Source organism: Acidithiobacillus sp. 'AMD consortium' (assembly GCF_008926505.1).
GTDB lineage: Bacteria > Pseudomonadota > Gammaproteobacteria > Acidithiobacillales > Acidithiobacillaceae > Acidithiobacillus > Acidithiobacillus ferridurans.
This window is the reverse complement of record NZ_CP044411.1, coordinates 270,971-294,829: the sequence shown is the minus strand read 5'-3', so window position 1 is coordinate 294,829 and position 23,859 is coordinate 270,971. Positions and strand designations below refer to the sequence as shown.

Sequence of the window (23,859 nt, the reverse complement as noted above, 5' to 3'; positions counted from 1 at the left end):
CGTGCCGGCGAGATCTGCACCAACGCACGCGCAGGTGACCCAGGTTCAGCGCGTGTCGGAGATCAATGTACCGACCCCGGCGTCGGTGAATATTTCCAGCAATAATGCATGGGGTACCCGACCATCGATGATATGTGAAGCCTGCACGCCCGCCGCCACAGCGTCCAGACAGCACTGGATCTTGGGCAACATGCCGCCGTAAATACGGCCATCGGCGACCATCCGGTCCACCTCGGCGGCCTCCAGACGAGTGCGCAACTGTCCGTCAGAATCCAGCACACCGGCGACATTGGTCATCAGGATGAGCTTCTCTGCTCGCAACGTCGCAGCGAGAGCGCCCGCCACCAGGTCGGCATTGATATTATAGGACTCGCCCAGGGAGCCCACCCCGACTGGCGCCACCACCGGAATAAAATCACCCTGATCCAGCAGACGGATAATATCCGGGTCCACCCGTGCGACCTCGCCCACCAGTCCGAGATCCACACCATCCCGGCGCAGGGGGCGCGCCCGGAGCAAGCCGCCGTCCTTGCCGGTCAACCCCACGGCGCGGCCGCCCGCACGATTGATGGCCTGCACGATCTCCTTGTTGACACCCCCGCCAAGGACCATTTCCACCACTTCCATGGTCGCGGCATCGGTCACCCGCATGCCATCCACAAAATGGGTATGCACCCCGAGTCGCTCCAGCATGGCACCGATCTGCGGCCCACCCCCATGCACCACCACCGGATTCATGCCCACCTGTTTCATCAGGGTTACATCGTAGGCAAACTGTTCCTGAAGTCGGGCATCGATCATGGCGTTGCCACCGTACTTGATGACGATGGTACGGCCGTGAAAACGCTGCATGTAAGGCAGGGCTTCCACCAGTATGCGGGCCTGCAGGTGGGGATCGCTGTGTATGGAGTTTATCATGCACGTACCGTGTCTGTTGAAGATTCCGGAATCAGCCCACGCAGAAGAATCTCGACAACCCCAGCGTCATAACCTGCGGGATCATCGGCAAAGCCCACGGCCGGATAATGGCGCAGAATATCCCGGGACTGAAAAAAGAAAACATTCGCGCCCAACATCAGGGTTGCCACCAAGGCAGGGTTGAAATCCGCCCGCAGTTCGCCCCGGGCCTGCCCGCTTTCCAAGACCGCAACCAAGGCAGAAAACACATCCGCGAAACCCTGTTCCGCAAACTCCCGTGCTCTGGGCGCGCCTTTTTCGAGTAATTCCCGCCATACCAGACGCACCAGTTCCGGCCGATCCAGCAGAGCCTGGAGGTGGCAGCGTGCAAAATGCCGGAGCACATCCACCACGGTTCCGTGGGCGTCGACCGCATCGTTGAGCAGTTTCCGCAAGTTGCGGCTGGCCGCGCGCAATACTGCCAGATAGAGGGCATCCTTATTGGGAAAATAATGATAGATATTGGCCTTGCTGATACCCGCCTGCAACGCGATGGCATTCATGGAGACCGCATCAAATGCCTTATCGGAAAAGAGCTTTTCGGCAGCGGCCAGAATCCGCTGCCGTCCTTCGCCTTCAAGTATCAGTGGCAACTCCCCCATGAAACCGTCTCCCGCCCCCAATCTGCATGTGATGGCCACACTTGCGCGGCACCCGACCAATCGGTCAATATTGAGGACAGTGTAGCATCACCCGTGGCAGTTGTCCCTCTGTGGGCACGGGTGGAAGCTGTCCACCATCCGCCTGCAATTTGCTATTCTAGGGGCTGGAAATTCTAGCAAGGGAACTACGCATGTTTACCCATACTCCCAGCCAGGGAGACCTGTCTTTTTCTTTGTTGTTGCGGGCGCTTCGCGGCATTACTTTATGGCAGCCCATTCTGGTATACGTGATCGCGGTTTTCCTGGGTATGGTTGGTCTGGAATTTTTCGCACAATGGCCGGGGGGGTGGGCAGGTACCACCATCGGGATGGTCATTTTGCTGATCAGTTTTGGTGTCGGCTATCTGGGCTCCGGTGGCGTATTGCTGCACGAGGCGCGCGGCGACCCGCTGCCCGGAATAATCAAAAGCCTCCGCTTCGGCATACGGGCGCTGCCACGTCTGCTGGGATTACTGATTATCGAAAGTCTTCTGCTTCTCGGCATTTTTGTGGTGGAGGTATTGGCGTTTCTCGCCTGCAAGATACCCGGGGTGGGCGCGATACTGTTCGTCCCGATTTTCCCTGCCATCATGCTGCTAAACGCCGTTGTTTTTGTCCTCGCCATTATTGTCTTCAACCTTTCCGGACCGGCGTTGTGGCACGGCGAAGGCGTGGGCAAGTCACTTCGTCATACCATTGCCATCGCCCGTAATAAACCCGGTTCCATCCTGCTGATGATGTTGTTGCTCGCCGCCCTGGCGACCAGCATGGGAATTATCATTGCAATGATTCTCTATATTGGATATGGCATGACATTAACGGCGGCTACCCCGGTGCTGGCTGACGAAATCAGCCGCAGTGCGGACATGTTCTGGCAAATGCTGGGAGCATTGTCGGGAGACAGGGTTTTTGGCAGCGGAATGCCTGTACCGGCGATGGCGGCAAATACCTCCTTGTATAACGCTGGACTCAGCATGGGAATGGGCTTGGCCGGCGCACTGGTATTCATTCTCCCCAATGTGGTGTTTCTGCTGGGTATGGCACACATTTATGTTGAGGCTCTCGAACTGGTAGCACCGGAGGATGTCTAATTTCCCTATGAAAAAATGGATACGCCAACTGGAACTTGAAAGAAACCGCTGCCAGAGTTGTGGCATGCCGCTGCAGTTTGATCCCGAAGGTGGGGGAACGGAAGCCGATGGTAGCCACAGCAACTGTTACTGCAGCTATTGCTATGCCGGAGGTCAATTCCGGGAGCCGGAACTGGCGCTGGATGCCATGCAGCACCGTGTCCGGCAATTGATGCGCCAACGTAATGCGCCATGGTACGTCCGAGCTTACATGGCGCATCGCGTGCCGACACTGGCTCGCTGGCGGGGATGCAAAAAGCGTTAGAAAACGCCGCCGCGCCCTATATAAAGAAGCCCCCGCCGCTCAGCGCCGGGGGCTTCTGTAGGTGAAAAACCGATCGGACCAGAATTAAATCGCGGAACGGGGACGACGACCGCGACGGGGTTTCAGCTCCTGCATGAGCGCATCACCGCGGTGGTTCAGTTCACCCAGCAGATGGTCATTACTACCCACGCGGTCACGCACTTCGGCAACAGCCGCCAGAATCTGGGCGGGTTCCCAATCAGGTACCAGACGGGAAATACGGTCCATCAATGACCGCCGTTGTGCTTCCCGCTCACGACGGGCGCGCGGGTTTTCCTGCAGGCTCCGCTTCTGCTGTTCGATTTTTGCCAACTGTTCACGCAGTCGCATTTCCGTCTGGCGCTGCTTCTCCTCCAAATCCGCGAGACGCTCCTCCGAACTACGACGGTGACGCTTTTTTACTTGTGCTTCCATATGCTATCGCTCCTCTAAGTCAGGTTAACTTGGCAGAACCCCTCGCCAATTTAATAATTATGTCAGCTTGTTTTTGCTTTGGCAAATACAAACGCATCTGCATAAATGTGTTCCGGATTCAATCCGGCTCCCTGTAAAGCGGCGCTTAAGGAAAACACCATGTCCGGGTGCCCACAAATATAGGCGTCGAGCAGGCTCGCGTCCGGAAAGTCATGGATCACTTGTGCCGTAACATAGCCGGTTGCTCCGGACCAGGAAGCATCGGGACGGGATACTATCCTGGTTACCTGAAAATGGTCATGACGTGCCTGCCATTCCCTCAGCAAATCCTGATAATAAAAATCCTCCGGATGGCGCACACCCCAATAAAAATGGATCGGACGTATGCAGCCCTGCGCAAAGAGCGACTCGAGCATCGCCTTGATGGGTGCAAAACCGGTGCCGGTAGCGACCATCAGTAAAGGGCGGGTGGATTCCTGACGAATAAAAAAAGTGCCCAATGGTCCCTCGAAACGCAAGATGTCCTTTTCCTTCATCGCACTGAATACATGCCCGGTAAAGACACCGCCAGGCACTCTTTTGATGTGCAGCTCCAGGAGCGCATCTTCACCGGGTATGTTGGCGAGGGAAAAACCCCGTCTGCCACCGTCTTTCAGGAGAATGTCGATATACTGTCCAGGGAGAAACTGGAGACGCTCCGTAGTCGGAATTTTTAGAAAAACCGCGCGCACATCGGGTGCCAAATCGACGATTCTTGCTACCCGTGACGGCAGTGTTTTAATCTGGATATCCTTGGTGGCCCCGATCTCCCGGACTTCTATCGTCACGTCGGACAGGGGTATTGCCTGGCAGAAGAGCGCCAGGCCCGCATCCTTCTCGGCGGCCGACAAAATCTTTTCCTCCACCTTCCCGTAATCTACTTCTCCACTGAGAATACGTCCCTTGCAGGTCGCACAGGTACCATTGCGACAACCGTAGGGGATATGAAAACCATGCCGCAGAGCGGCCTCCAGGATGGTTTCATCTCTGTCGCAATCCATCTCGTGGCCGCTCGGTTCAATGCGCAGGCGGTAAGTCATGAGCACATCCTTTCGTAACGATTAAAAATGTTTCGGCGGGCATTCTAGCAGATGCGCGGCGTGATGGCCGCGCTTCACGGATACTCCCGGTTGAGATCGTAGCGATTCACGATCCGGCAGAACAATTCCGCCGTCTGGCGCGCATCATAGAGTGCCGAATGGGCTTGGGTATGATCCCAGTCCAGACCGGCTGCCAGGGCGGCCTTGGCCAGCACGGTCTCACCATAGGCCAATCCGGCCAGACTAACGGTGTCGAAGGTACTGAAAAGATGAAAGGGATTGTTTTTGACGCCGGTCCGTTTTTCTGCTGCCTTGATAAAGGACAGGTCAAAAGCGGCATTGTGCCCCACGAGAATGGCACGTCGGCATTGAGCCACCTTTACAGCAGTGCGCACCGGCCTGAAAATTCCGCGCAGGGCTTCCTCCTCGGAAACAGCGCCGCGCAGTGCCTGAAAGGGATCAATACCGGTAAACGCCAGTGCTGCCGGGTCAAGCACCGCGCCGGCAAAGGGCTGGACCTGAAAGTGGTGGGTGGCTACGGGCCGCAACTGCCCCACTTCGCCACCGATGATGATCGCAGCCACTTCCAGCAACGCATTACGTTCAGAGTCAAATCCTGCCGTTTCCACATCGACTACTACCGGCAAAAAGCCGCGAAACCGTCCGGCCAAAGCCGCCATCAGAAGTTACTCCTCCATCTGTTGTGAAAAAACCAGCGCACGCGGTGCAGCCAGCAAAACCGCGGTGGAAACACTCAAGGTAACAGCGGCTGTCAACATCACCATTACCACCAATTGCATGGATACTGCGGCAAGGGGCGCCATACCCGCGAGAATCATTCCTGCGGTAATTCCTGGAATATGGATCATACCGACGCTTTTCAGGCTGTCTATCGTCGGAATCAGGGAACTGCGCACCACCATACTATACAGGCTGCGCATCGATTGACGGTGCGTGGCACCAAGCGCCAGCATGGCCAGCAACAACGCCTCACGCTGGTCCACCTCGCTGCGCAAACGGTTGAGTGCCAGCGATACGGCGTTCATTGCATTGCCGATAATCATGCCGCCAATGGGGACCAATGATTCGCCGCGCCAGAAAACCAATCCGGAAAGGAGCATCCAAGCGAGGGTGACCGCAGTCGCCACCGTGATGCTGATCACCCCGATCCAATAGGCGTGCGGGATACCGGCACCGCGCTTACGATTGAAACGACCGGCCATCAGGATCATGGCTATCAGAAAGAGTACCAGAAAAAACGGCTGATGCTGGCGGAACAGCCAACCCAGCAAAAACCCCATGATCCCCAACTGAATCGTCGCCCGGGCCGCCGACCACAGAAGTTCTTTGCCCACCCCCAGCTTTTGCCAGGCCGACAAGGCCCAGGCACTGCCGAGGAGGCCGGTCACCCCCGCCATGGTCCACGGTGAAAAGGTGCTGAAAATGTCCGGTGCGGCACTGTTCATCCGCGTTTGAACGCCTCTGTCAGCAATCGCCAGTCGCCCGCCACAAAACCCTCCAGGGGGCGAAAGCGCTTTTTATAGTCCATTTTGGGGCTGTTGGCGACCCAATAGCCCAGATAAAGATAGGGAAGGCCCAACTTCCTGGTCCATTCAATCTGGCTGAGGATAGCAAAAATACCCAGGCCGCGTTGCGGCAGATCTGGGGTATAAAAGGTGTAAACCGCAGAGACGCCACCGCCGAGCACGTCCACCAGTGCCACCGCCAACGGGTGTCCTTCCTGCTCAAAGACCAGGAGGCGGGCATCCACGCCGCCGTTCTCGACGATCATTTCCCGGTACAGGCGATCCGCATGCTCGTCCATGCCACCCCCTGGGTGCCGCGAACACTGATACTCGGCGAAGAGACGTGCGTGGGCGGCTTCCCAGTGGGGGGGTTGTTCCCGTATCCGTATATCCTGATTGCATGCCCAGGTGCGCCGCTGGCCACGATCTGGCCGGAACTCCGCAACGGGGATGCGCACGGAAATGCAGGCATCGCACTGCGGGCACATCGGGCGGTAGGCCACCGGACCATTGCGCCGGAATCCTTTCTGCAGAAGTTGGTCATATTGGGCGCTGCCCACCATCTCCCGAGGATCGCTGAGCACCAGGAGTTCTTCCTGATCCGGCAGGTAAGGGCACTTCTGCAAGGCGGACAAATAAAAGGCCATGATTAAAACATCCCGGGCAGCGGTAACAAGATGTTCCAGTCTGCATGCGTATGCTGGGTGCGCAGATCAGCAACGGCGCGCAGGAAATCACGGCGGGGTATTTCCCGCGCGCCCATGCTCTGCAGGTGCGGGGTGATGAACTGGGTATCGATCAGGCCAAAGCCCCAGTGCTGAAGATGACGCGCCAGTAGAACAAGAGCCAGCCTGGAGGCGTCGGGCACCCGACTGAACATGGACTCCCCGAAAAAAAGTCCACCGAGGGCTACGCCGTAAAGCCCCCCGACCAGGCGGTCCTGCTGATAGACTTCCAGGGAATGTGCTGCTCCGGCCGCGAACAGATCCAGGTAGGCGGCCCGTACCGCCGGAGTAATCCAGGTATCTCCCTGCCCTGGGCGCGGCGCTGCGCAAGCGTCGATGACACCGGCAAAATCGCTGTCCATGCGATATTGCCAGTCACGGTTACGGGCGGATTTGCGCAGACTGCGACTGACGTGTATCGCCGGGGGCTCCAGAATACCGCGGGGATCAGGTGACCACCAGAGAATGGGGTCTTCTTCACCGAACCAGGGAAAGATGCCGTGGGCATAGGCCCGGAGCAAGCGCTCCCTGGACAAATCGCCACCGATGGCGACTAGGTTGCCGTCGGCCTGCTCCGGGTCGGGGAAGGGGGCTGACCGGTCATGGCGTTGCAGGAGGACCGGACGGACGCCCTCAGGGCGCAACTGCACTGCCTCCTGGTTGCATCAAAGACCAATTCCTCCATCGCGTTACCAACTACTGGTAACTATAACCGTTTTGCAATGCCCGCAGAGCTGCCACCCGCGCCTCCAGACTGGGATGGGTGGCAAACCAGCCGCGCCAGCTTCCGGAAATGTAGGCCGTCGCCATGGGATCACGCACCACATCATGCACCACATGCAGGGCTTCCGCGCCCCGCTGCAGTTTTTGCAGGGCCGAGATCATCGGGGCCACGCCCACCTGCTCGGCGGCAAAACGATCCGCAGCGAATTCCCGACGGCGCGAAAACCAAGTGATGGGAATCAGCGCCAGGAAAGACAGGCCGATCTGCAGCACTATGGATACCGCAAAAGCAACCATGGGCCGGTCATCAAACTGCCGCGCGGCAAGCATGGACAACCAGAATACAAACGTATTCATCAGCCCCTGCAGCAAGGTGGTACTCACCATGTCGCCATTGTATACGTGCCCCATCTCATGGGCCAGTACCGCCCGCACCTCATTGTCGCCGAGGAGATTGACCAGACCGCTGCTGACCGCCACCATGCTGTGGTTGCGCCCCGGTCCGGTGGCGAAGGCGTTGGGCTCATCATTCCAGTACACCCAGACTTCCGGCATGCGAATACCCAAACGATTGGCAAGCTGTGCCACTGAATCGTATACCAGTTGCTCCTTGGCCGATTGCGGCGCATCGATGCGTTGCATCTGCAGGCCCGCGCGCGCCAGATGTTTCGACATCAACAGCGAAACAAAGGCACCGCCGAAACCGATCAGCAGCGCCCAGAGCAGGTCCGCGCCACTCACCGATCCGCGGAGGTCGACACCGAAGATCGGCAAAATGAAGTTGACTAGAATAGTAAAACTGATCGACAGGCTGACGAATATCAGCAGATTCGTCACCACCAACAGCAGTATGCTCTTGAATGATTTCATGACACGCACGCTCCATCAGAATACACCGACCTTACCGCGACGACTGAATTTCCACCCTGACATCGCGGCCGCTTGCCTTTTGTTTTTTATGACAATGCAGAAGCAGTCTAACATCAAGACAGGACATCAGGAAGGGACAGGCAAGGGCTCAGGATGGCGGGAGACCAGTGTGGCATGTAAGGCAACGCCCCCAGACATGGCGCCGCCAGCCGCCCTTGCAAGGTCTCCAGTGTGCCCACCGCGACTGCGGGATTCAGGGTGTTTGCTACCCACCCGGCCAAGCGCAGTCCCCGTGCGCGGATGGCTTCGACACTCAGCAGCGTGTGGTTGATGGCACCGAGTCGCAAGCCCACCACCAACAGCACAGGAAATTGCAGATCCCCGGCCAGTTCGGCAACACCCCAGTCATCGCCCAATGGGGAAAGAAAACCACCGGCGCCCTCCACCAGCACACAATCCATCGCTGCGGATTGCATCCGGACGAAAGCCGCTACCCGCTCACGCTCGACGGTGACACCCGCCTGACGTGCCGCCCAGTGGGGCGCCACTGGCGGCTCGAAAGCGTAGAGACCCGTTTCGGCAACACTGCGCGGGGGCTGGCTGGCGGCGCGCAAGATTTCCACATCCTCCCAGGTACCGTCGGCCTCGACTCCCGAAACAATGGGTTTGAGGGCTGCCACCAGCATTCCGTGCTGTGCACATTTGTGGGCGAGGGCAGCGGTGACAGCGGTTTTGCCGACGCCCGTATCGGTACCGGTAACCAATAGTCCTCGCAGTGGACCCGCATGCCGACGCGGCGCAGGATGCTCCCCGGTCATGGACGGCGTCGCAGCCGCGTGAGAGGAAAAACGATACCGCCGTCTTCACGCGGGGATGCGTGGGGGCCCCCGCCCCAAGCATGTCCATAGACGACTTCATAGGTGGCAGGCAGGCGGCCGTCGGCGCGAAAACCCTCGTAGGCCTGCCGCAGTGCCTGCAGGCGACGGGGGGTGAGCAAACCGCGGGCGCGACCTGCGGCGGCATTGGTGGCACCGATATTCCGCAGATCCCGCAGGAGATCGTCTACCGCCGCATAGGTGAGCTGATAATGTTCCACATCCAGGACCGGCATTTCGTAGCCCTGACGCACCAAGGCATCGCCAATATCATGCATGTCGATGAAGTGACTGACATGGGACTGGTCGTCTACCGCCGCAAAGGCGTGACGCAGTTCTTTGAGGGTGTCCGGACCGAGGGTGCTGAACATGAGCAGGCCGCCGGGACGCAGCACCCGCGCAAACTCGCGTAACACCTGATCCAGATCATTGCACCACTGCATGGACATATTGGCGTAGAGCAGGTCGATGCTGGCCGTCGCCAGTGGCAAATCTTCCGCGTCGCCCTGGCAGAAATACTGGCGCTGACGCCAGCCTTTACGACGCCGGGCCTGCTGTAACATGTTCGACGCCAGATCCAGGGCGAGCAGTCGTGCACGGGGATAACGGCGATTGAGACGGCGGCTTTGCAAGCCGGTACCACTGCCCATATCGAGTATCCATTGGGGTTCCAGCTTGACGAGGTCCAGTCGCTCGATGAGCTGCGCGCCGACCTGATCCTGCAGGACGGCACTGGTCTCATACCCGGCCGCTGCCTGCTCGAAAGCCCGCCGCACGGCGCGTTTTTCCATGAAAAAGGACGGATTGCCGGAACTCACCACTAGGTCTCCAGCAGCGCGTTGGCGCAGGCTTCGGGCTGAGACAGAAAAGGGGCGTGACCAGCCTGTTCCAGGAGGGTAAACCGGCTGCCGGCCAGATGCTGGTGGAGATATTCACCGGCGCCGACGGGCACGATCCGATCCTGTCGCCCATGCACGATATGCACCGGTATGGGTATTCTCCTCAGCTGGCTGCGCAAATCCACCTCCCGCAGCAGGCCCAGCCCATCGGCAAGACAAACCTGATCCGGCATGGGCCAGGCGCCGAGGCCCTCCAGAGCGCGGCGTCCTTGTGGATCGTTCAACACTTGCAGGGCGAGGAAGCGCCGCCGGGTACCCTGGGGATCTTCGCGCAGGCGTTGCGCGAAATCCTCCAGAGTCGCGGCAGGGATGGCCGGAGACCAGTCGGGGCGCTGGCAAAAGGCGGGGGAACTGGAGATCAGCACCAGTCCCGCCAATAATTCAGGGTGCTGCAAGGCGATACCCAGGGCCAACAAGCCCCCGAGGGACCAGCCGAGCAACAGAGGCTTGGGGGCCTCCTGAGCAAGCATCTGGCGGAGACTCTCCAGACTGGCGGACCAAGCCAGACCGGAGGGCGCACAGGGCGTCTGCCCGTGACCGGGGAGATCGTAGCTGATGCAGGTGAAATGGACATCCAGAAGGGGCCGCCAGGAAGCGAAGACCCGGCTTTCCATCCCCCAGCCATGGAGCAGCACCAGCGGACGTCCCTGACCACTGACCTGACGCGCCCAGTTCATAGGACCTCCCGGAGCGCGGTAGCCAGAAGCTCGATATCATCCCGACTGTGCGCCGCACTGAGGGTGATGCGCAGCCTGGCACTACCGGCAGGCACCGTCGGTGGCCGTACTGGCGGACAGTAAAGGCCGGCACGGCGCAATTGGGCGCTGACCGTCAGCGCCCGTCGCGCATCGCCCAGCAGGAGACCCTGAATAGGTGTCTCGCTGGCCAACCAGGGGGCATCGGGCACTTGCGCACGCAGATGCTGCCGGTGCTGCGTCAGGCGCTCGCGCCGGGCATCCCCATTCCGCAAAAGGTCGAGCGCGGCGAGGGCGGCGGCCGCCAGGGCGGAGGGCAGGGCGGTATGGTAGATGAAGCTACGGGCGCGATTACGTAGGAGATCCACCAAGTCCTGACTCCCCGCCACGAAGGCGCCGTAAACACCGAAGGCCTTACCCAGCGTGCCCATGATGGCGTCTACCCCATGGACGTCCATGTTCCAGTGCGCCACGGTGCCTTGCCCCTCCGTCCCCAGCACTCCAAAGGCATGGGCCTCGTCGAGAATGATCCCTGCGCCATACCGTTGTGCCAGGGTGGCGAGTTCAGGAAGCGGGGCGATGTCACCATCCATGCTGAACACCCCGTCCGTAATGATCCAGGGCTGCCCCCGGCCGCCGCGTTCCAACCATTGCGCCAGATGGGTCATGTCGCCATGCCGGTAGCGATGCAGGCGCGCGCCGGAGAGACGCACCCCGTCCACCAGAGAGGCGTGGTTGAGGCGGTCGGCGTAGACACGATCACCGCGTCCGACCAGCGTGGAGATGACCCCCAGATTGGCCAGATAGCCGCTACCAAAGAGCAGCACCGCCTCCACTCCCAGCCAGCGGGCCAGGGCGTCCGCCAGCGCGGCATGGGCGGGCCGCTCGCCACCGAGCAAGGGCGCGGCACCAGCCCCTACCCCACTCTGCCGAATCTCGGCGATGGCGGCATCACGTAAGGCCGGCTCTGCGCTCAGGCCCAGATAATCATTACTGGCGAAGGACAGGAGCGGTTCGCCCTGCGCCCCCACAAAAGTGGGCGGCCCGCGCTCCGGCGCAGGGTGCAGGACCTGCACCTCCCGCCAGAGGTCGTGCGCACGCAAGGCAGACAATTCAGCGCGCCATGATTCTTCCCGTTTGCTATGCATAGCTTCTTATAGGGAGGGGCCTGTGCCTTGTCAATGGAGTGCTGGAGCGGGAGAATCGTAGCCGGTGATAACACTCGCCCTGCCAGATGGCTAAACAACCCAAGGAACTTCTTGCAACGGATTCTTCCACACCTGTCCCGGCTATATGACGCAGCGGGGCGTTTTAACCACTGGCTCTTCCCGGAACGCTGTCGTGCCTGCGGTGCGCCTGGCGCTCCGCTCTGCGCCGACTGCTTCGGCGACTGGCCGCGTCTGCCCGCCGAGCGTTGCAGCTATTGCGCGCTACCTTTGCTGGACAATGGGGACTGCCCGGTCTGCTCGGTGGAAGCCCCCGCCTATGACCATGTCTATACCCCGTTTATCTATGCCGAACCCCTGAACACCGCCATCATCGCGTGGAAGTTTCAGCAGCGTCTGGACTGGACCAGACCTCTGGCCGACGCCTGGGCCAGTGCCTGGGGCGAATATCCGCCGTCCCGCCCGGAAGCGCTGCTGCCCGTGCCCCTGCATCGCCGGCGCCTGCGCGAACGCGGTTACAACCAGTCCATGCTGCTCGCCCGCCACTGGGGCAAACGCTGGAGAATCCCGGTCATCCCTGGTGCGTTATGGCGGCGCCGCAGTACCGGCCATCAGCTTGGACTGAGCGCGGCCACCCGGCGGGAGAACCTGGATGCAGCCTTTGCCCTGCGTGCCAGCGTACCGGACCATGTCGCCATCGTCGACGATGTACTGACGACCGGCACCACCGCCGCCCGGATTGCCAGCACCCTGCGGGATGCCGGTGTACAGCGCATCGACGTCTGGGTGCTCGCCCGTGCCCTCTGAGAGTCCATGGATGCTTGAGTCATTTTTGCACGTCATCCTGTATGAGCCGGAGATACCCCCCAATACCGGCAATATCATCCGCCTCTGCGCCAACACCGGAGCCACCCTGCATCTCGTCGAGCCCTTGGGTTTCGCCTGGGACGACCGCCGCCTGCGCCGCGCCGGGCTGGATTACCACGAGTTCGCGCAAGTGCATCGCCATGCGGACTGGGCGAGCTGCCGGGCATTTTTAGGCGATGCGCGCGTCTTTGCATTCAGCACCAAGGGAACGCAGTTCTATCACGACGTTGCGTACCAGCCCGGCGACGCGCTGCTTTTCGGCCCGGAGACCCGCGGCTTGCCTGCCGACCTCCTGAACAGTCTGCCCGCCACGCAGGTACTGCGCCTGCCCATGCGCCCCGGCCAGCGCAGCCTGAATCTGTCCAACGCCTGTGCTGTCGCGGTCTTCGAGGCCTGGCGGCAGATGGACTATTGCGGCGGTCTACGTTCACCCCGGGGCACGGGATCAGATGGTATCCTGTGGTAAACTGATCGGTCCGAGACACCAAAAGCTCATAACAGGGGGAATCCATGGCGCGTACACGTATCGCTGCGCTCCGTCTCGACGGCGAGCATGCAGAGCAAAAACGGGAAGAGATTCGCAGGACCTTTCACGAGACTTTTTCGCTGTATGAACAGCTTTTCGATCACCTGGCAGAACCGGCGGCGTGGTATGAGAAGGCCATTCCCCTGCGTCATCCCCTGATCTTCTATTTCGGCCATAGCGCCACCTTCTATGTAAACAAACTCCAGGTAGCCGGTCTGATCGGACGGCGTCTCGATTCGCGTTTAGAGTCCGTTTTTGCGGTCGGCGTCGATGAAATGTCCTGGGACGACCTGGACGAAACCCATTATGACTGGCCCTCCGTCGATGACGTCCGTCAGTACCGGCAGCGGGTGCGGGAACTGGTGGACGGTCTGATCGGCGAGATGCCCCTGTCCCTGCCCATCACCTGGGATTCGCCGTGGTGGGTGATCCTCATGGGAATGGAGCATGAAAACATCCATCTGGAGACCAGTTCGGTGCTCATACGGCAATTGCCCCTGTCCCGCGTCCGCCCCGTAGAAGCCTTCCGTCCCTGGACCCCCGCAGGGGCCGCGCCGGATAATATCCTGCAGGCCGTAGCGGGCGGCGCCGTCCGTCTGGGCAAAGAACGCGCCGATCCCCGTTATGGCTGGGATAATGAATATGGCCTTCATCAGGCGGCACTACAGCCCTTTCATGCCTCCCGCTTTTTGGTGAGCAATCAGGAGTTTCTGGCTTTCGTGGAGCAGGATGGCTACAGCGACAGCCGCTGGTGGACCGCGGAGGGCGATCGCTGGCGCCGCTTCAGCCAGGCCCGGCACCCGACTTTCTGGGTCCCGGATCAGGACAGCTGGCGGCTGCGCCTGATCGCGGAGGAGCGCCCCATGCCGTGGAACTGGCCGGTGGAGGTGAACGCACTGGAAGCCGACGCCTTCTGCCGCTGGAAATCGGCCGGGACCCGTCAGAGCCTGCGCCTGCCCAGCGAGGATGAGTGGCGGCGTCTGCGTGAGCTCAGTGGACTGGCGGACTGTGATGCCTGGGATGACGCGGTGCCTGGCAATATCGGGCTCGCCGCCGGCTGCTCGCCCTGCCCCGTAGATCAATTCAAACAGGGAGATTTCTACGATGTGGTCGGCAACGTCTGGCAATGGACCGCGACGCCCATCTATCCCTTTCCCGGTTTCGAGGTGCATCCGGTTTATGATGACTTCACGGTGCCCACCTTCGACCAGCAGCACAATCTTTTCAAGGGCGGCTCATTCATCAGCCTCGGCAACGAAATGCAGCGAGAGGCTCGCTACGCCTTCCGCCGCCATTTCTTCCAGCACGCGGGATTCCGTTATGTGGCCTCGCCCAATGCACTGCCTGAGGTACCGGTCTATGAGAGTGACGCCCTGGTCTCTCAATACGCGGAATTTCACTATGGGCGCGAGTACTATGGGGTGGCCAATTTTGCGGTAGAGGTCGTGGGAATCGCGGTGGAGGCTATGGCCGGCAAGCCGTTACGTCGCGCTTTGGACATCGGTTGTGCCGTAGGCCGCGGTAGTTTTGAACTGGCAAGGCACTGCCCCGAAGTCACCGGCCTCGACTTCTCCGCACGCTTCATCAGCGTCGGCGTGCAACTGCGCGAGCGCGGGCACTTCTCCTACACGCTGACTGAAGAGGGTGAACTGCAAAGCTATCAAACGGCGGATCTCGCCACCCTGGGGCTAACCGGGGCTGCAAACCGGGTCCACTTCTTTCAGGCCGACGCCTGCAATCTGAAGCCCCTGTACAAGGATTATGATCTGGTGGTGGCGGCCAACCTCATCGACCGCTTGCACCACCCCCGCAAATTTCTGGAGGACATCGCCGACCGCATCCTTCCCGGCGGTTTGCTGGTCATCACGTCGCCCTACACCTGGTTGGAAGAATACACCGCGCGGTCGGAGTGGCTCGGCGGTTTCAAACGAGATGGAGAGAATCTGAGCACCTTCGACGCCCTGCGGGAAATTTTGTCCGGGCCATTCCGTCTACGCGATGGCAGTCCGCAGGATCTGCCCTTCGTCATCCGCGAAACGGCGCGCAAATATCAGCACAGCATCGCGCAGGTGACCATCTGGGAGCGCTTATGAGCGCGGAACGGGGCGGCGTCGACTTCGACCGGGTCATTCCACGACGCGGAACTGGATGCCTCAAATGGGATGGTGCCGCAGAACGCTTTGGCGCTGAAGTGCTGCCCATGTGGGTGGCGGACATGGATTTCGCCGCACCGGACACGGTCATCACCGCTTTGCAGGAACGCCTGAATCACCCCATTTTCGGTTATCCGGGCAATGAAGGGACCATGTTGCAGGCCGCCGCCGACTGGCTGGCCAGACGCCATGACTGGCGGCCGGAAAGCGACGCGATCGCCTGCATCAGCGGTGTCGTTCCCGCCCTTTACGCAGCCGTACGGGCCTTCACCCAGCCGGGCGAAGCGATCATCGTCATGCCGCCCATTTATCCGCCGTTCATGACTGCAGTGGAGGACAACGGGCGGAAATTGCTGCTGGCCCCGCTGATCGCGGATGACACCGGCCATTACCGCATGAACTGGGATGCCCTGGAAATCGCCGTCCAGCGGGCGAAACTGTTGATCCTCTGCTCGCCCCACAACCCGGTGGGGCGGGTCTGGACACCGGAAGAACTGCAACGACTGGGCACACTGTGCGCCGATGCCGACTGCGTGGTGGTCAGCGATGAAATCCATGCCGACCTCAGTCAGCATCCGCACAGCCCTTTCCCCAGCCGCTTCCCGCGCTCGATCCTCCTGACCTCTGCCGGCAAAAGCTTCAATCTGGCGGGACTGGGCGGCGGGGTCAGCGTCATCCCCGACGCTGGGCTGCGTCGTACCTTTCTGACCGAGGTCCGGCGCAGTCAGATTCAGCACACCAACCTCTTCGCGCTGACCGCCATGACCGGCGTCTGGCGGCACGGCGCGGAATGGCAGTCCGCGTTGCGCGGTTATCTGGCGGACAACGCCCGTTTCATCAGCGAATACCTGATGCGGGAGCTACCCGAGGTCGGCTATCGGCAACCGGAGTTCGGGTACCTCGCCTGGCTGGACGTGCATCATTACGGCAACGACGAGACGCTGGCGCGGCGTCTGCTGCAAGCAGGTCTCGGCCTCAATCCCGGGCCCAGTTTCGGGCCGGGTGGTGAGGGTTTCTTGCGACTGAACTTCGCCACCCCCCGAAGCATCCTGGAAGAAGGGCTGGGGCACTTGCGACAGGCCTTGCACCGCTAGTCCCGGAGAACTTTCCACAGGAAACCGCCCCGACGACGGTATCGGAACGGCTTGCCCTACCCTACAATACGTTCCACCGAGCGGAGGAGACCAGAGAGAAGTGACAGAGGTGCAGGGTAACCTGAAGCAAAAAGCAGTGGCCACGCTGGCAGCGGGCATTCTGCGCGGGGCGGGGCACCTGCCGCGGCGTTGGCGGGCAGCTCTGGGCGCAATGCTCGGTGATGTGGTGCGGCTCAGTATGAGCCGGGTGCGCAAGGTGGTGGATGCCAACCTCGCCATTGCTTTCCCCATGATGAGTCTGGCCCAGCGGCTTACTCTGCGGCGCGCGCACTTCCGGGCACTGGGCCAGGCGGCCCTGGAGCTGGGACCATTGTGGTACTGGCCCTTGCCCCGCGCCCTCGGCCTGATCCGCGAAGTGCGTGGGGACGATCTGGTGGACGCCGCTTTAGCCAAAGGACATGGGGTGATTCTCTTCACCGCGCACCTCGGGGCCTGGGAAGCCGCGGTGCTCTACATCGGGCAACGCTGGCCGGTAACCGTACTCTACATGGAAACCCGCAATCCGGCCGTCAACGCCCGCATTGTGGCTGGGCGCGGGCGCAGTGGCGCGCAATTGGTCCCCAAGGAGGGAGGTATCCGCCCCCTGCTCCACGCACTGCATCAGGGAGAGGCCATCGGTATACTTCCGGATCAGAACGTCGATCCGCGCGAAGGGGATTACGTCCCGTTCTTCGGCCGTCCTGCCTGCACCACACCTTTGCTGGGCCGGCTGGCGGCGCGGCGCGGAAGCCCGGTGTTCGGACTCTTCGCCTATCGGTTACCGGGTGGTGAGGGTTTTCGTGTCGAGATTGTCCCCATGCCGGAATCCTTTCCGAGCGGGGATGCCACAGCCGATGCCACGGCGATGAATGCGGCACTGGAGACCGCCATCCGTAAAGCCCCTGAACAGTACTGGTGGGTTCACCGCCGTTTCAAGGATCAGCCGGAAGGCTGGGACCATCCCTATTAAAAAGTTACGGAACGAGATGATCCAGCAGGGCAAAAGTACGCCTTAGCGCGCCACGCTGCTGCTGCAGAAACGCCAGGGCACGGTCGCCCATCTCTGTCGCTGGCCCCTGGGTAGTCAACCACGCACCCAACTGCGCTACCAGTGCCGCGGCATCCGCCACCTGAACCGCCGCGTTGGCCGCCAGCAAATCCTGGGTGATGCCCTTAAAATTATCCATATGCGGGCCGAAGGTAACCGGGCGTGCCAGTGCTGCAGCTTCCAGGGGATTATGCCCCCCCGCCGGCACAAAACTGCCACCGATGGTCACCACATCTGCCGCCGCGTAGAAGTCCATCACCTCACCCAGTGTATCTATCAGAAAAACCGCGCGCGCCCCCACGTCCTCGGCACGCGAGCGCAAGGCAAAGGACACTCCCTTTGCCTGCATCCGCGCCATCACCTCCGGTCGCCGCGAGGGATGGCGGGGAATCAGCACCAGCAGCAGATTCGGCCATTGGCGCTGCAAGTCTTCCAGCGCCGCCAGCGCCATCTGCTCCTCACCGGCATGCGTGGAAGCGAATACCCAGACCGGTCGCCCAGCGAAGCGCTGTCGCCACTGACGCCCCCGCTCCCGCGCGGCGACAGGTTCGGGCAGGTCATATTTGATATTACCGGTCACCACCACATGCTCTGCCCCCAGGCGGCGGAAAGCCGCCGCATCCTCCGAACTCTGGGCCGCAACAGCGCTCATACTGGCCAGTGCGGGGGCAAAGAGCGTCCGGAAACGAGCGTAACCCCGAAGCGATCGCTGCGAGAGCCGGGCATTGGCCAGCATCAGGGGCACGCCCTCACGGCTGGCCGCATGACAGAGATTGGGCCAGATCTCCGTTTCCATGATAATCCCCAGGCGTGGTCGCTGGCGGCGCAAAAAGCGCGTGACCGCCGCTGACAGGTCATAAGGCAGATAATACCGCAGCACTTCCGTACCCAAACGCTGACTAACTACTGCAGCTCCCGTCGGCGTTGTGCTGGTCATCAGAATGGGCAGCTCCGGATAACGTGCCTGCAAAGCCCGCACCAGGGGAATCGCCGCAATAGTCTCCCCCACACTCACCGCATGAATCCAGATAGGCCGATCCGACCGGCGCGGCCCCCAGCCGAAACGCTCCCACCAGCGCTCCCGGTAGGCAGGCCGTCGCCAGGCCCGCCAAAGGGTATAACCCAGGACGACAGGGGTGAGCAACCAGAGCAGAAAGGCGTAGAGGCGGCGGCTCATCATTCACGGTGCAAAATACGGTCGGTCAGCCAGTCCAGACGATACCAGGGCCGGAAGTTTTTCAGGATGTGCTCACGATCATACCCGTCCTGGATCCAGGCACGCAGGGTCAAGCCGGGCCGGCGGGCGGCAGCATCGTGGTAACTGATGAAAAACCAGTCGAGAATGCCGGTATTGGCGTGCCGAATATGACCGAAGGGCCACAAACGCAGTTGCCGCTGCGCCACGCGGAGGGGTATCCCCAGCACCAGATGCAGATACAGCACGCTGATGAAACCGGCCCGATCCGCGCCGGATTTGCAATGCAGCAAAAAAGGTTGGGGTAATTGATCCAGCACCGCTATGCCCGCCAGCAACTTGTCGCGTTCCGGCAGATCCCGGGAGCCGAAGCCGTGCAGGGTCAGGTGCATCATGCCCAGGGCATCACAAGCCTCCTGCTCCAGACGGTAATGGGGCTCGTGGGGGGCCGGAGCACGCAGGTTCAATACCGCGCAGAGACCATGCTTTTGCTGCCAGTGCCGTAACTGGACCGGCGACGGCTGGGCCGAGCGAAACACCCCTGGCGCAATCTCGTGAAAGTTTGCATAAAACAGTTCGCGGAAAATGCCGTGATCCGTCCAGAACTGATGGCGCCGATAGCGGCGGCGCTCATCCGGCAGGAGCACCAGGGGGTGTTTCATGATCGGTGCTCCAGCAAAGGGGATAAGGCCGTCCAGACCCGCTCCGGGCGCATGGCCTGCTGGCAGAGTATCAGGCCTTTTTTCGCCTCCGGCAACGGGCATCGGGATTTACCGCACGGCGCGCAAGGCTCGGAACTTTGCAGGCTGGCCTGACGGCTCTCTGCCACAGAAAACCGATCCCTGGCCGTCGGTCCGTACAAAGTAACCCCCGCCAGCCCCAGGGCACCGGCCAGATAAGAAAGGCCTGTATCCATACCGACATAGGCATCAGCCCGCACGATCAAGGCGGCAAGCTCCGGCAACGTGGCGGGGGGTAGGGCGACCACATTATCCGCCTGTTCCGCGATGCGCCGGGCGCGCGCCGCCTCGCGCGCATTGCCTGCGGGCAGCAACAAACGCAACCCCACCTGTCGCAACAGGGCGGCCAATGCCCACCAGTGGTCTTCCTGCCATTCCTTGTTCTCCCGCGAGGTCCCGTGAAAACCCAGCACAAAGGGCTGCCGCGCCAGTTCGCTCCAAGGCTGCGCCAGCGTGTCTTTACGCAGGCGCGCGATGGCCACCTGCAAACCATAATCCGGCGGTGTTTCCGGTAAGGGGTAGTTCAAAGCCTGTGCGAACAGCTGGCGATTCCGACTGATGGCGGACTGCCCCCAGGCCACGCAAAACCGGCGATGATATAGCCGGGTGGCACCCGGTTCGCGGGCGCTGGCGGCATCCAGACCCCACAGGGGCGCACCGCCCAGACGGCCCAGCAAGGCGCTTTTGTAGAGGCCCTGGGCGTCGAGAATATGGTCGTAATGCTCGTCCCGTAGACCCTGGCGTAAATCTCGCAGCGCAGCCGCCAAGCCTCGCCACCGTTCTTTATGAACACGCAGAGAGAAGGGGATCACCCGCGTGACCCCGGGATGCAACTGGGCGAGGGGCGCGAATGCGGGCTCAACCAACCAGTGTAAGCATAGATCCGGGCGGGCCTGTCGCATATCCGTCACCGCCGGCAGGGTATGCAGCACGTCGCCCATGGAACTCAGGCGCAGCAGCAGAATCTTCATCGCTGACTATGGTCTCTGAGTTCCAGCGCCATGGCATATTTCATGAACGCGCCCAGCGCCGTGGTCCAGGCAATAGCGGCGCCCTCCACACCATCCAGAAATCCCAAGCGCCAGAAATAGCCGCGCCAAAAAGCCGCCAGCGCGTGGGTCATGGGCATGTAAGCATGGAGCACCTTGCCGCGCTGGTGGACCTGCTGCGCGTTGAGGGTAGCATAGAGGCGCAGTTTATCCAGCATATCCGCATAGCTCGGGAAAGAATGATGGTCCAGGATATATCCCTGCATACGCCGCGTCTCCCCCTGACCATACCAGCTTTCATGCACCATATCCTCGGGACGATAATGCCCATAGCGTCGGTTAAAAAGCCTCACCACATAATCCCGGCTCCAGTCTCCGTGGCGTATGGCCTTGCCGTGAAGGTAATTATAACGCCTTAGCGCATAAGCAACATGAGGGTCGCCACTCCGCACCACATCCACAATGGCAGAACGCGCCTGATCGCGCAAAATTTCATCCGCATCCAGCATCAGTATCCAGTCATTTTCCGCCGACTCCACGGCAAACTGCCGTTGCGCACCAAAGCCGGGCCAAGGCCTTTGAATGATCTTTACACCCATTTCCGTTGCGATGGCCAGCGTATCATCCGTAGAACCACTGTCTACCAGAACAATTTCCGCACCTAACGGCACTACGCTGCCCAGCGATGCCCGCAGCAAACGCCCGGCATCTCTGGTAATATAAATAACGGATAGAGCACTAGCAGCCACGGCCACCTGATCTCCATAAGAAGTACTCATTCATTTACTGCACTTCCCCGGCAAGCCCCAATGTGTTGGCCGGAACAGGAGATGCCACATCAGTATTCCTCCATAGGTCAAACAACGTTTCCGCTGACGAGGAAGAAGCCCGAGAGTAAGCACCATTGCTATTCCGTTGGCAAGAAAATTAATTGCTGCCTTTACTGGCATCCAAAAAGATAAAACTACCCAGGGAATGCGTCCCTCCACCTTACGTGCATAGAGCAACCGTGAGCGCTGAAATTCAATGCGCGACCCTACTTGAAATTTCCTAGCGGTGCCACCGAGCGCATGCTCCACCCTGGCATCTGGACAAAACACCACGTCAAATCCAAGGCGATGAGCACGTGCGCACCATTCCGTTTCTTCCAGATAAAAGAAGAAATCTTCGTCCAGCATGCCCAATTGAGGCAAGAAAGAACGGCGTACCGTCATTGCTGCACCGATCAGGCTGGGAACATTTACCGATTGACGCTCCCCTGATAGACGCCCACCGAAGTATTTTGGTGCCATTCTTTTGAGCAGCGCCCTTGGCAATATTTCGTGCCAGAATCGCGGCAATGCCGCCACTACATTTTGGGTACGACCAACCGGGTCAATCAGGCGGGCACCCACAAGGGCCGCTCGAGGCCAGGCCAGAAAACAGCATGTCACAGCCTCCAGCGTACCCGATAATAATTGCGCGTCATTATTCAGAACCATGACAAAATCACGATCAGCGACTGCCAACCCCTGGTTGACCGCACGGGCGAAGCCGGCATTACAACTGTTCGCCAATATTTTGGCGTCGGGAAACCGTTGCGAAATCACCTCCACCGACCCGTCATCGCTACCATTATCGATGACGATACAATGCTGCGCCAACACGCCCTCCGCAAGACAGGAAGACATTGCGTCAAGTGTTTTTGATACGCCATTGTAGTTAACAATAATAACGCAAAATTTCATAGTCACGATAATGCGACCCCCCTATATTGCATGGGTAGTCCTATACACGAAGCCAATCTCAATGCGTCTTCACAACCCCAATTTATAGCCTTATATAGCATCACCCGCCGGAACACTGCTGGAACCGGCAATACGCGCCATCCCAGTGGGAATCCGCGAAAAATCAATACAGTTAACGATATCATCATCGCGCCCGAAACCGACGCAAATGATTTATCAGGCAAAAAGCAGCCAGTCATGAAAATGCGACAGCCATGACTACAAATTTATGTCTCCGCTTGTTGTCACCACAGTTCACCCTTCGTACCCCCTACGCGAAGCGATTGTCAGTTGTAGTCGCGCCACGTAAGCCATCCTGGGCAAGGGGGATTGGTAAGGCAGCCAGTAGCGCCAGCGAGAATACATTAGCATACCCCCAAATCAATGTGTCAGAAAAACTACCAGCTATAAATACCGCCATATAAACTAAAACAAACCAGCCTTCGGGAACCGCCTTCAATCGCCATGCTGGTGCCGTTACGGCCCATAAGAACCACACCAGCAGCAATAGACCGGGAATGCCCAGCATGGCCAGTTCAAGGAGATAACTGTTTTGAGGCTGGCTCATGATCAACGGAGATGGCAGATCAGGTAGAATATGATTTTTCTGTAATTGTGCCATCTCGTTTGCGTAATTGCCTGTACCAACCCCTAGGATAGGATGCTGGAAGCCCATGTGCAGTGCACCCTGGGCCATCAAAACACGTAGTCCCCAACTGGTATCGTAATCACCCTTGCTGACGACTTGTAAATTTTGCAATCCTTCTTGCACTCGATGCTGAACAATGGGAGACATTCCCATCCCAATTATTGTCAGCGCAATACCCCCCAACGCCCAATAACGCCACCGCCCCCTGAATAATACCCATACCGCAAGCGGCATGAGGATAACGAAAAGCAGCTGACCAGTACGTCCGGCCCCCATGCCCAATTGCAGCAGAAAGGCTACCGCGAGCATTGCGTTTACCCATCTCGGCAACAAGACCCTATCCCGCATATCGTAGGCTATCCATAGCAATGCCATGGTCAGCGTCATGCTGAGAAAAATATGATTGGCATAACCGACAGGACCAAGCCTCGGAATCAACGGATTCCATTTCCATATTCCAAGCCACTGACATAAGCCGACTATCCAGTTCAATATCAATCCCGCCAGAAATAAACCCGGAATCATCCGGAACCTGCTTCTGTTCCAAGGCAGTGTTGTCCCGGCATACGCAAAAAAGAAATATCCGAGTCGACTTATGGCTATCCAGGTATCGTGAGGGCTCGCTCTGCTCCAAATAGTACCTAGCAACGTCCATAATATTAACAAGGTCAGTGGTACGAACCATGGGCGCGTCGGGATCTCCCGTGAGTCTTTCCAGTACCCGCTCATGATATATAATAGTATAAAGATACCGCCACTAATGCCCGCTGCCGCAGTACTTAACGGAAA

General features: G+C 59.8%; 26 protein-coding genes. 7 read left to right on the top strand and 19 right to left on the bottom strand.

The features are described 5' to 3' along the window. Window positions 1–45 precede the first annotated feature (45 nt). Together argB and F6A13_RS01570 are read right to left on the bottom strand one after the other, a co-directional pair. Window positions 46–918 (bottom strand): acetylglutamate kinase, encoded by an 873-nt coding sequence (gene argB, locus F6A13_RS01575; protein ID WP_113526319.1) that lies wholly within the window; start codon window positions 916–918, stop codon window positions 46–48. Next, window positions 915–1,559 carry a TetR/AcrR family transcriptional regulator gene (locus tag F6A13_RS01570; protein ID WP_113526318.1) on the bottom strand — a complete coding sequence of 215 codons (645 nt, stop codon included), beginning with the start codon at window positions 1,557–1,559 and terminating at the stop codon, window positions 915–917. The genes argB and F6A13_RS01570 overlap by 4 nt, the downstream gene beginning before the upstream one ends. Before the next feature lie 191 nt (window positions 1,560–1,750). Between F6A13_RS01570 and F6A13_RS01565 the strand changes: the two genes are divergently transcribed. Together F6A13_RS01565 and F6A13_RS01560 are read left to right on the top strand one after the other, a co-directional pair. After that, window positions 1,751–2,689, top strand: a complete 939-nt coding sequence (locus F6A13_RS01565; RefSeq protein ID WP_113526317.1) for a hypothetical protein — start codon at window positions 1,751–1,753, stop codon at window positions 2,687–2,689. After that, a complete protein-coding gene (locus F6A13_RS01560) occupies window positions 2,682–2,993 on the top strand; it encodes a zinc ribbon domain-containing protein (protein WP_113526316.1) in 312 nt (103 codons plus the stop codon). Before F6A13_RS01565 ends, F6A13_RS01560 begins: the two co-directional genes overlap by 8 nt. A gap of 84 nt (window positions 2,994–3,077) precedes the next feature. Here the strand turns inward: F6A13_RS01560 and F6A13_RS01555 are convergent, their stop codons facing one another. The 11 genes from F6A13_RS01555 to bioF all read right to left on the bottom strand — a co-directional run bounded on the left by F6A13_RS01555 (window position 3,078) and on the right by bioF (window position 11,986). Next, a complete protein-coding gene (locus F6A13_RS01555; RefSeq protein ID WP_113526315.1) occupies window positions 3,078–3,446 on the bottom strand; it encodes a hypothetical protein in 369 nt (122 codons plus the stop codon). Between the two features lie 62 nt (window positions 3,447–3,508). Further along, window positions 3,509–4,525: a CDP-6-deoxy-delta-3,4-glucoseen reductase gene (locus tag F6A13_RS01550; protein WP_126604555.1), complete on the bottom strand. Its 1,017-nt coding sequence runs from the start codon at window positions 4,523–4,525 to the stop codon at window positions 3,509–3,511. A 74-nt stretch (window positions 4,526–4,599) separates the two neighbouring features. Continuing rightward, window positions 4,600–5,205 (bottom strand): ribonuclease T, encoded by a 606-nt coding sequence (gene rnt, locus F6A13_RS01545; protein WP_012536046.1) that lies wholly within the window; start codon window positions 5,203–5,205, stop codon window positions 4,600–4,602. Window positions 5,206–5,211: 6 nt separating this feature from the next. Then, on the bottom strand, window positions 5,212–5,991 hold the full coding sequence (locus tag F6A13_RS01540) for an ABC transporter permease (protein ID WP_113526313.1): 780 nt from the start codon (window positions 5,989–5,991) through the stop codon (window positions 5,212–5,214). Continuing rightward, window positions 5,988–6,698, bottom strand: a complete 711-nt coding sequence (locus tag F6A13_RS01535) for an arginyltransferase (RefSeq protein WP_126604556.1) — start codon at window positions 6,696–6,698, stop codon at window positions 5,988–5,990. The genes F6A13_RS01540 and F6A13_RS01535 overlap by 4 nt, the downstream gene beginning before the upstream one ends. A 2-nt stretch (window positions 6,699–6,700) precedes the next feature. Then, complete coding sequence (aat, locus tag F6A13_RS01530) at window positions 6,701–7,426, bottom strand: leucyl/phenylalanyl-tRNA--protein transferase (protein ID WP_225981903.1); 726 nt, start codon at window positions 7,424–7,426, stop codon at window positions 6,701–6,703. Window positions 7,427–7,472: 46 nt separating this feature from the next. Continuing rightward, window positions 7,473–8,369, bottom strand: coding sequence for a protease HtpX (gene htpX / locus F6A13_RS01525; RefSeq protein ID WP_113526311.1), 897 nt, complete (start codon window positions 8,367–8,369; stop codon window positions 7,473–7,475). Between the two features lie 113 nt (window positions 8,370–8,482). Beyond that, window positions 8,483–9,187, bottom strand: coding sequence for a dethiobiotin synthase (gene bioD, locus F6A13_RS01520; protein WP_126604557.1), 705 nt, complete (start codon window positions 9,185–9,187; stop codon window positions 8,483–8,485). Beyond that, entirely contained in the window at window positions 9,184–10,062 is an 879-nt protein-coding gene (gene bioC / locus F6A13_RS01515) for a malonyl-ACP O-methyltransferase BioC (protein WP_113526391.1), read from the bottom strand. Before bioC ends, bioD begins: the two co-directional genes overlap by 4 nt. Window positions 10,063–10,064: 2 nt before the next feature. Then, entirely contained in the window at window positions 10,065–10,820 is a 756-nt protein-coding gene (locus F6A13_RS01510; RefSeq protein ID WP_113526309.1) for an alpha/beta fold hydrolase, read from the bottom strand. Further along, window positions 10,817–11,986 carry an 8-amino-7-oxononanoate synthase gene (gene bioF / locus F6A13_RS01505; RefSeq protein ID WP_126604558.1) on the bottom strand — a complete coding sequence of 390 codons (1,170 nt, stop codon included), beginning with the start codon at window positions 11,984–11,986 and terminating at the stop codon, window positions 10,817–10,819. The genes F6A13_RS01510 and bioF overlap by 4 nt, the downstream gene beginning before the upstream one ends. Before the next feature lie 111 nt (window positions 11,987–12,097). Between bioF and F6A13_RS01500 the strand changes: the two genes are divergently transcribed. From F6A13_RS01500 to F6A13_RS01480, 5 genes are all read left to right on the top strand, one after another. Further along, window positions 12,098–12,811, top strand: coding sequence for a ComF family protein (locus F6A13_RS01500; RefSeq protein WP_126604559.1), 714 nt, complete (start codon window positions 12,098–12,100; stop codon window positions 12,809–12,811). A gap of 10 nt (window positions 12,812–12,821) precedes the next feature. Continuing rightward, window positions 12,822–13,337 (top strand): tRNA (uridine(34)/cytosine(34)/5-carboxymethylaminomethyluridine(34)-2'-O)-methyltransferase TrmL, encoded by a 516-nt coding sequence (trmL, locus tag F6A13_RS01495; protein WP_113526306.1) that lies wholly within the window; start codon window positions 12,822–12,824, stop codon window positions 13,335–13,337. A gap of 44 nt (window positions 13,338–13,381) precedes the next feature. Further along, window positions 13,382–15,490, top strand: a complete 2,109-nt coding sequence (gene ovoA / locus F6A13_RS01490) for a 5-histidylcysteine sulfoxide synthase (protein ID WP_126604560.1) — start codon at window positions 13,382–13,384, stop codon at window positions 15,488–15,490. After that, window positions 15,487–16,644, top strand: coding sequence for a pyridoxal phosphate-dependent aminotransferase (locus tag F6A13_RS01485; RefSeq protein ID WP_113526304.1), 1,158 nt, complete (start codon window positions 15,487–15,489; stop codon window positions 16,642–16,644). Before ovoA ends, F6A13_RS01485 begins: the two co-directional genes overlap by 4 nt. A gap of 100 nt (window positions 16,645–16,744) precedes the next feature. Next, window positions 16,745–17,653, top strand: a complete 909-nt coding sequence (locus tag F6A13_RS01480; protein WP_126604561.1) for a lysophospholipid acyltransferase family protein — start codon at window positions 16,745–16,747, stop codon at window positions 17,651–17,653. Window positions 17,654–17,657: 4 nt separating this feature from the next. Here the strand turns inward: F6A13_RS01480 and waaA are convergent, their stop codons facing one another. The 6 genes from waaA to F6A13_RS01450 form a co-directional block, all read right to left on the bottom strand. Continuing rightward, entirely contained in the window at window positions 17,658–18,911 is a 1,254-nt protein-coding gene (gene waaA, locus F6A13_RS01475; RefSeq protein WP_126604562.1) for a lipid IV(A) 3-deoxy-D-manno-octulosonic acid transferase, read from the bottom strand. Next, a complete protein-coding gene (locus F6A13_RS01470) occupies window positions 18,908–19,588 on the bottom strand; it encodes a tyrosine-protein phosphatase (RefSeq protein ID WP_126604563.1) in 681 nt (226 codons plus the stop codon). Before F6A13_RS01470 ends, waaA begins: the two co-directional genes overlap by 4 nt. Next, the gene (waaC, locus tag F6A13_RS01465; RefSeq protein ID WP_126604564.1) at window positions 19,585–20,637 is read right to left on the bottom strand and encodes a lipopolysaccharide heptosyltransferase I; all 1,053 of its coding nucleotides are present in this window, start codon (window positions 20,635–20,637) and stop codon (window positions 19,585–19,587) included. Before waaC ends, F6A13_RS01470 begins: the two co-directional genes overlap by 4 nt. Next, window positions 20,634–21,434, bottom strand: coding sequence for a glycosyltransferase family 2 protein (locus tag F6A13_RS01460; protein WP_126604565.1), 801 nt, complete (start codon window positions 21,432–21,434; stop codon window positions 20,634–20,636). Before F6A13_RS01460 ends, waaC begins: the two co-directional genes overlap by 4 nt. Next, window positions 21,435–22,382, bottom strand: a complete 948-nt coding sequence (locus F6A13_RS01455) for a glycosyltransferase family 2 protein (RefSeq protein WP_126605677.1) — start codon at window positions 22,380–22,382, stop codon at window positions 21,435–21,437. A gap of 310 nt (window positions 22,383–22,692) precedes the next feature. Next, window positions 22,693–23,595 (bottom strand): O-antigen ligase family protein, encoded by a 903-nt coding sequence (locus F6A13_RS01450; RefSeq protein ID WP_225981902.1) that lies wholly within the window; start codon window positions 23,593–23,595, stop codon window positions 22,693–22,695. Window positions 23,596–23,859 lie beyond the last annotated feature (264 nt).

Excerpts from the sequence above, each read along its gene's own strand:
- bioF (WP_126604558.1), bottom strand. The coding sequence starts at position 11,986 with ATGCATAGCAAACGGGAAGAATCATGGCGCGCTGAATTGTCTGCCTTG.
- F6A13_RS01470 (WP_126604563.1), bottom strand. The coding sequence starts at position 19,588 with ATGAAACACCCCCTGGTGCTCCTGCCGGATGAGCGCCGCCGCTATCGG.
- argB (WP_113526319.1), bottom strand. The coding sequence starts at position 918 with ATGATAAACTCCATACACAGCGATCCCCACCTGCAGGCCCGCATACTG.
- F6A13_RS01485 (WP_113526304.1), top strand. The coding sequence starts at position 15,487 with ATGAGCGCGGAACGGGGCGGCGTCGACTTCGACCGGGTCATTCCACGA.
- waaC (WP_126604564.1), bottom strand. The coding sequence starts at position 20,637 with ATGAAGATTCTGCTGCTGCGCCTGAGTTCCATGGGCGACGTGCTGCAT.
- htpX (WP_113526311.1), bottom strand. The coding sequence starts at position 8,369 with ATGAAATCATTCAAGAGCATACTGCTGTTGGTGGTGACGAATCTGCTG.
- F6A13_RS01460 (WP_126604565.1), bottom strand. The coding sequence starts at position 21,434 with ATGAGTACTTCTTATGGAGATCAGGTGGCCGTGGCTGCTAGTGCTCTA.
- ovoA (WP_126604560.1), top strand. The coding sequence starts at position 13,382 with ATGGCGCGTACACGTATCGCTGCGCTCCGTCTCGACGGCGAGCATGCA.
- bioD (WP_126604557.1), bottom strand. The coding sequence starts at position 9,187 with ATGACCGGGGAGCATCCTGCGCCGCGTCGGCATGCGGGTCCACTGCGA.
- waaA (WP_126604562.1), bottom strand. The coding sequence starts at position 18,911 with ATGATGAGCCGCCGCCTCTACGCCTTTCTGCTCTGGTTGCTCACCCCT.
- F6A13_RS01535 (WP_126604556.1), bottom strand. The coding sequence starts at position 6,698 with ATGGCCTTTTATTTGTCCGCCTTGCAGAAGTGCCCTTACCTGCCGGAT.
- F6A13_RS01570 (WP_113526318.1), bottom strand. The coding sequence starts at position 1,559 with ATGGGGGAGTTGCCACTGATACTTGAAGGCGAAGGACGGCAGCGGATT.
- F6A13_RS01450 (WP_225981902.1), bottom strand. The coding sequence starts at position 23,595 with ATGATTCCGGGTTTATTTCTGGCGGGATTGATATTGAACTGGATAGTC.
- F6A13_RS01555 (WP_113526315.1), bottom strand. The coding sequence starts at position 3,446 with ATGGAAGCACAAGTAAAAAAGCGTCACCGTCGTAGTTCGGAGGAGCGT.
- F6A13_RS01540 (WP_113526313.1), bottom strand. The coding sequence starts at position 5,991 with ATGAACAGTGCCGCACCGGACATTTTCAGCACCTTTTCACCGTGGACC.
- F6A13_RS01510 (WP_113526309.1), bottom strand. The coding sequence starts at position 10,820 with ATGAACTGGGCGCGTCAGGTCAGTGGTCAGGGACGTCCGCTGGTGCTG.
- trmL (WP_113526306.1), top strand. The coding sequence starts at position 12,822 with ATGCTTGAGTCATTTTTGCACGTCATCCTGTATGAGCCGGAGATACCC.
- F6A13_RS01565 (WP_113526317.1), top strand. The coding sequence starts at position 1,751 with ATGTTTACCCATACTCCCAGCCAGGGAGACCTGTCTTTTTCTTTGTTG.
- F6A13_RS01560 (WP_113526316.1), top strand. The coding sequence starts at position 2,682 with ATGTCTAATTTCCCTATGAAAAAATGGATACGCCAACTGGAACTTGAA.
- F6A13_RS01455 (WP_126605677.1), bottom strand. The coding sequence starts at position 22,382 with ATGAAATTTTGCGTTATTATTGTTAACTACAATGGCGTATCAAAAACA.
- F6A13_RS01550 (WP_126604555.1), bottom strand. The coding sequence starts at position 4,525 with ATGACTTACCGCCTGCGCATTGAACCGAGCGGCCACGAGATGGATTGC.
- rnt (WP_012536046.1), bottom strand. The coding sequence starts at position 5,205 with ATGGCGGCTTTGGCCGGACGGTTTCGCGGCTTTTTGCCGGTAGTAGTC.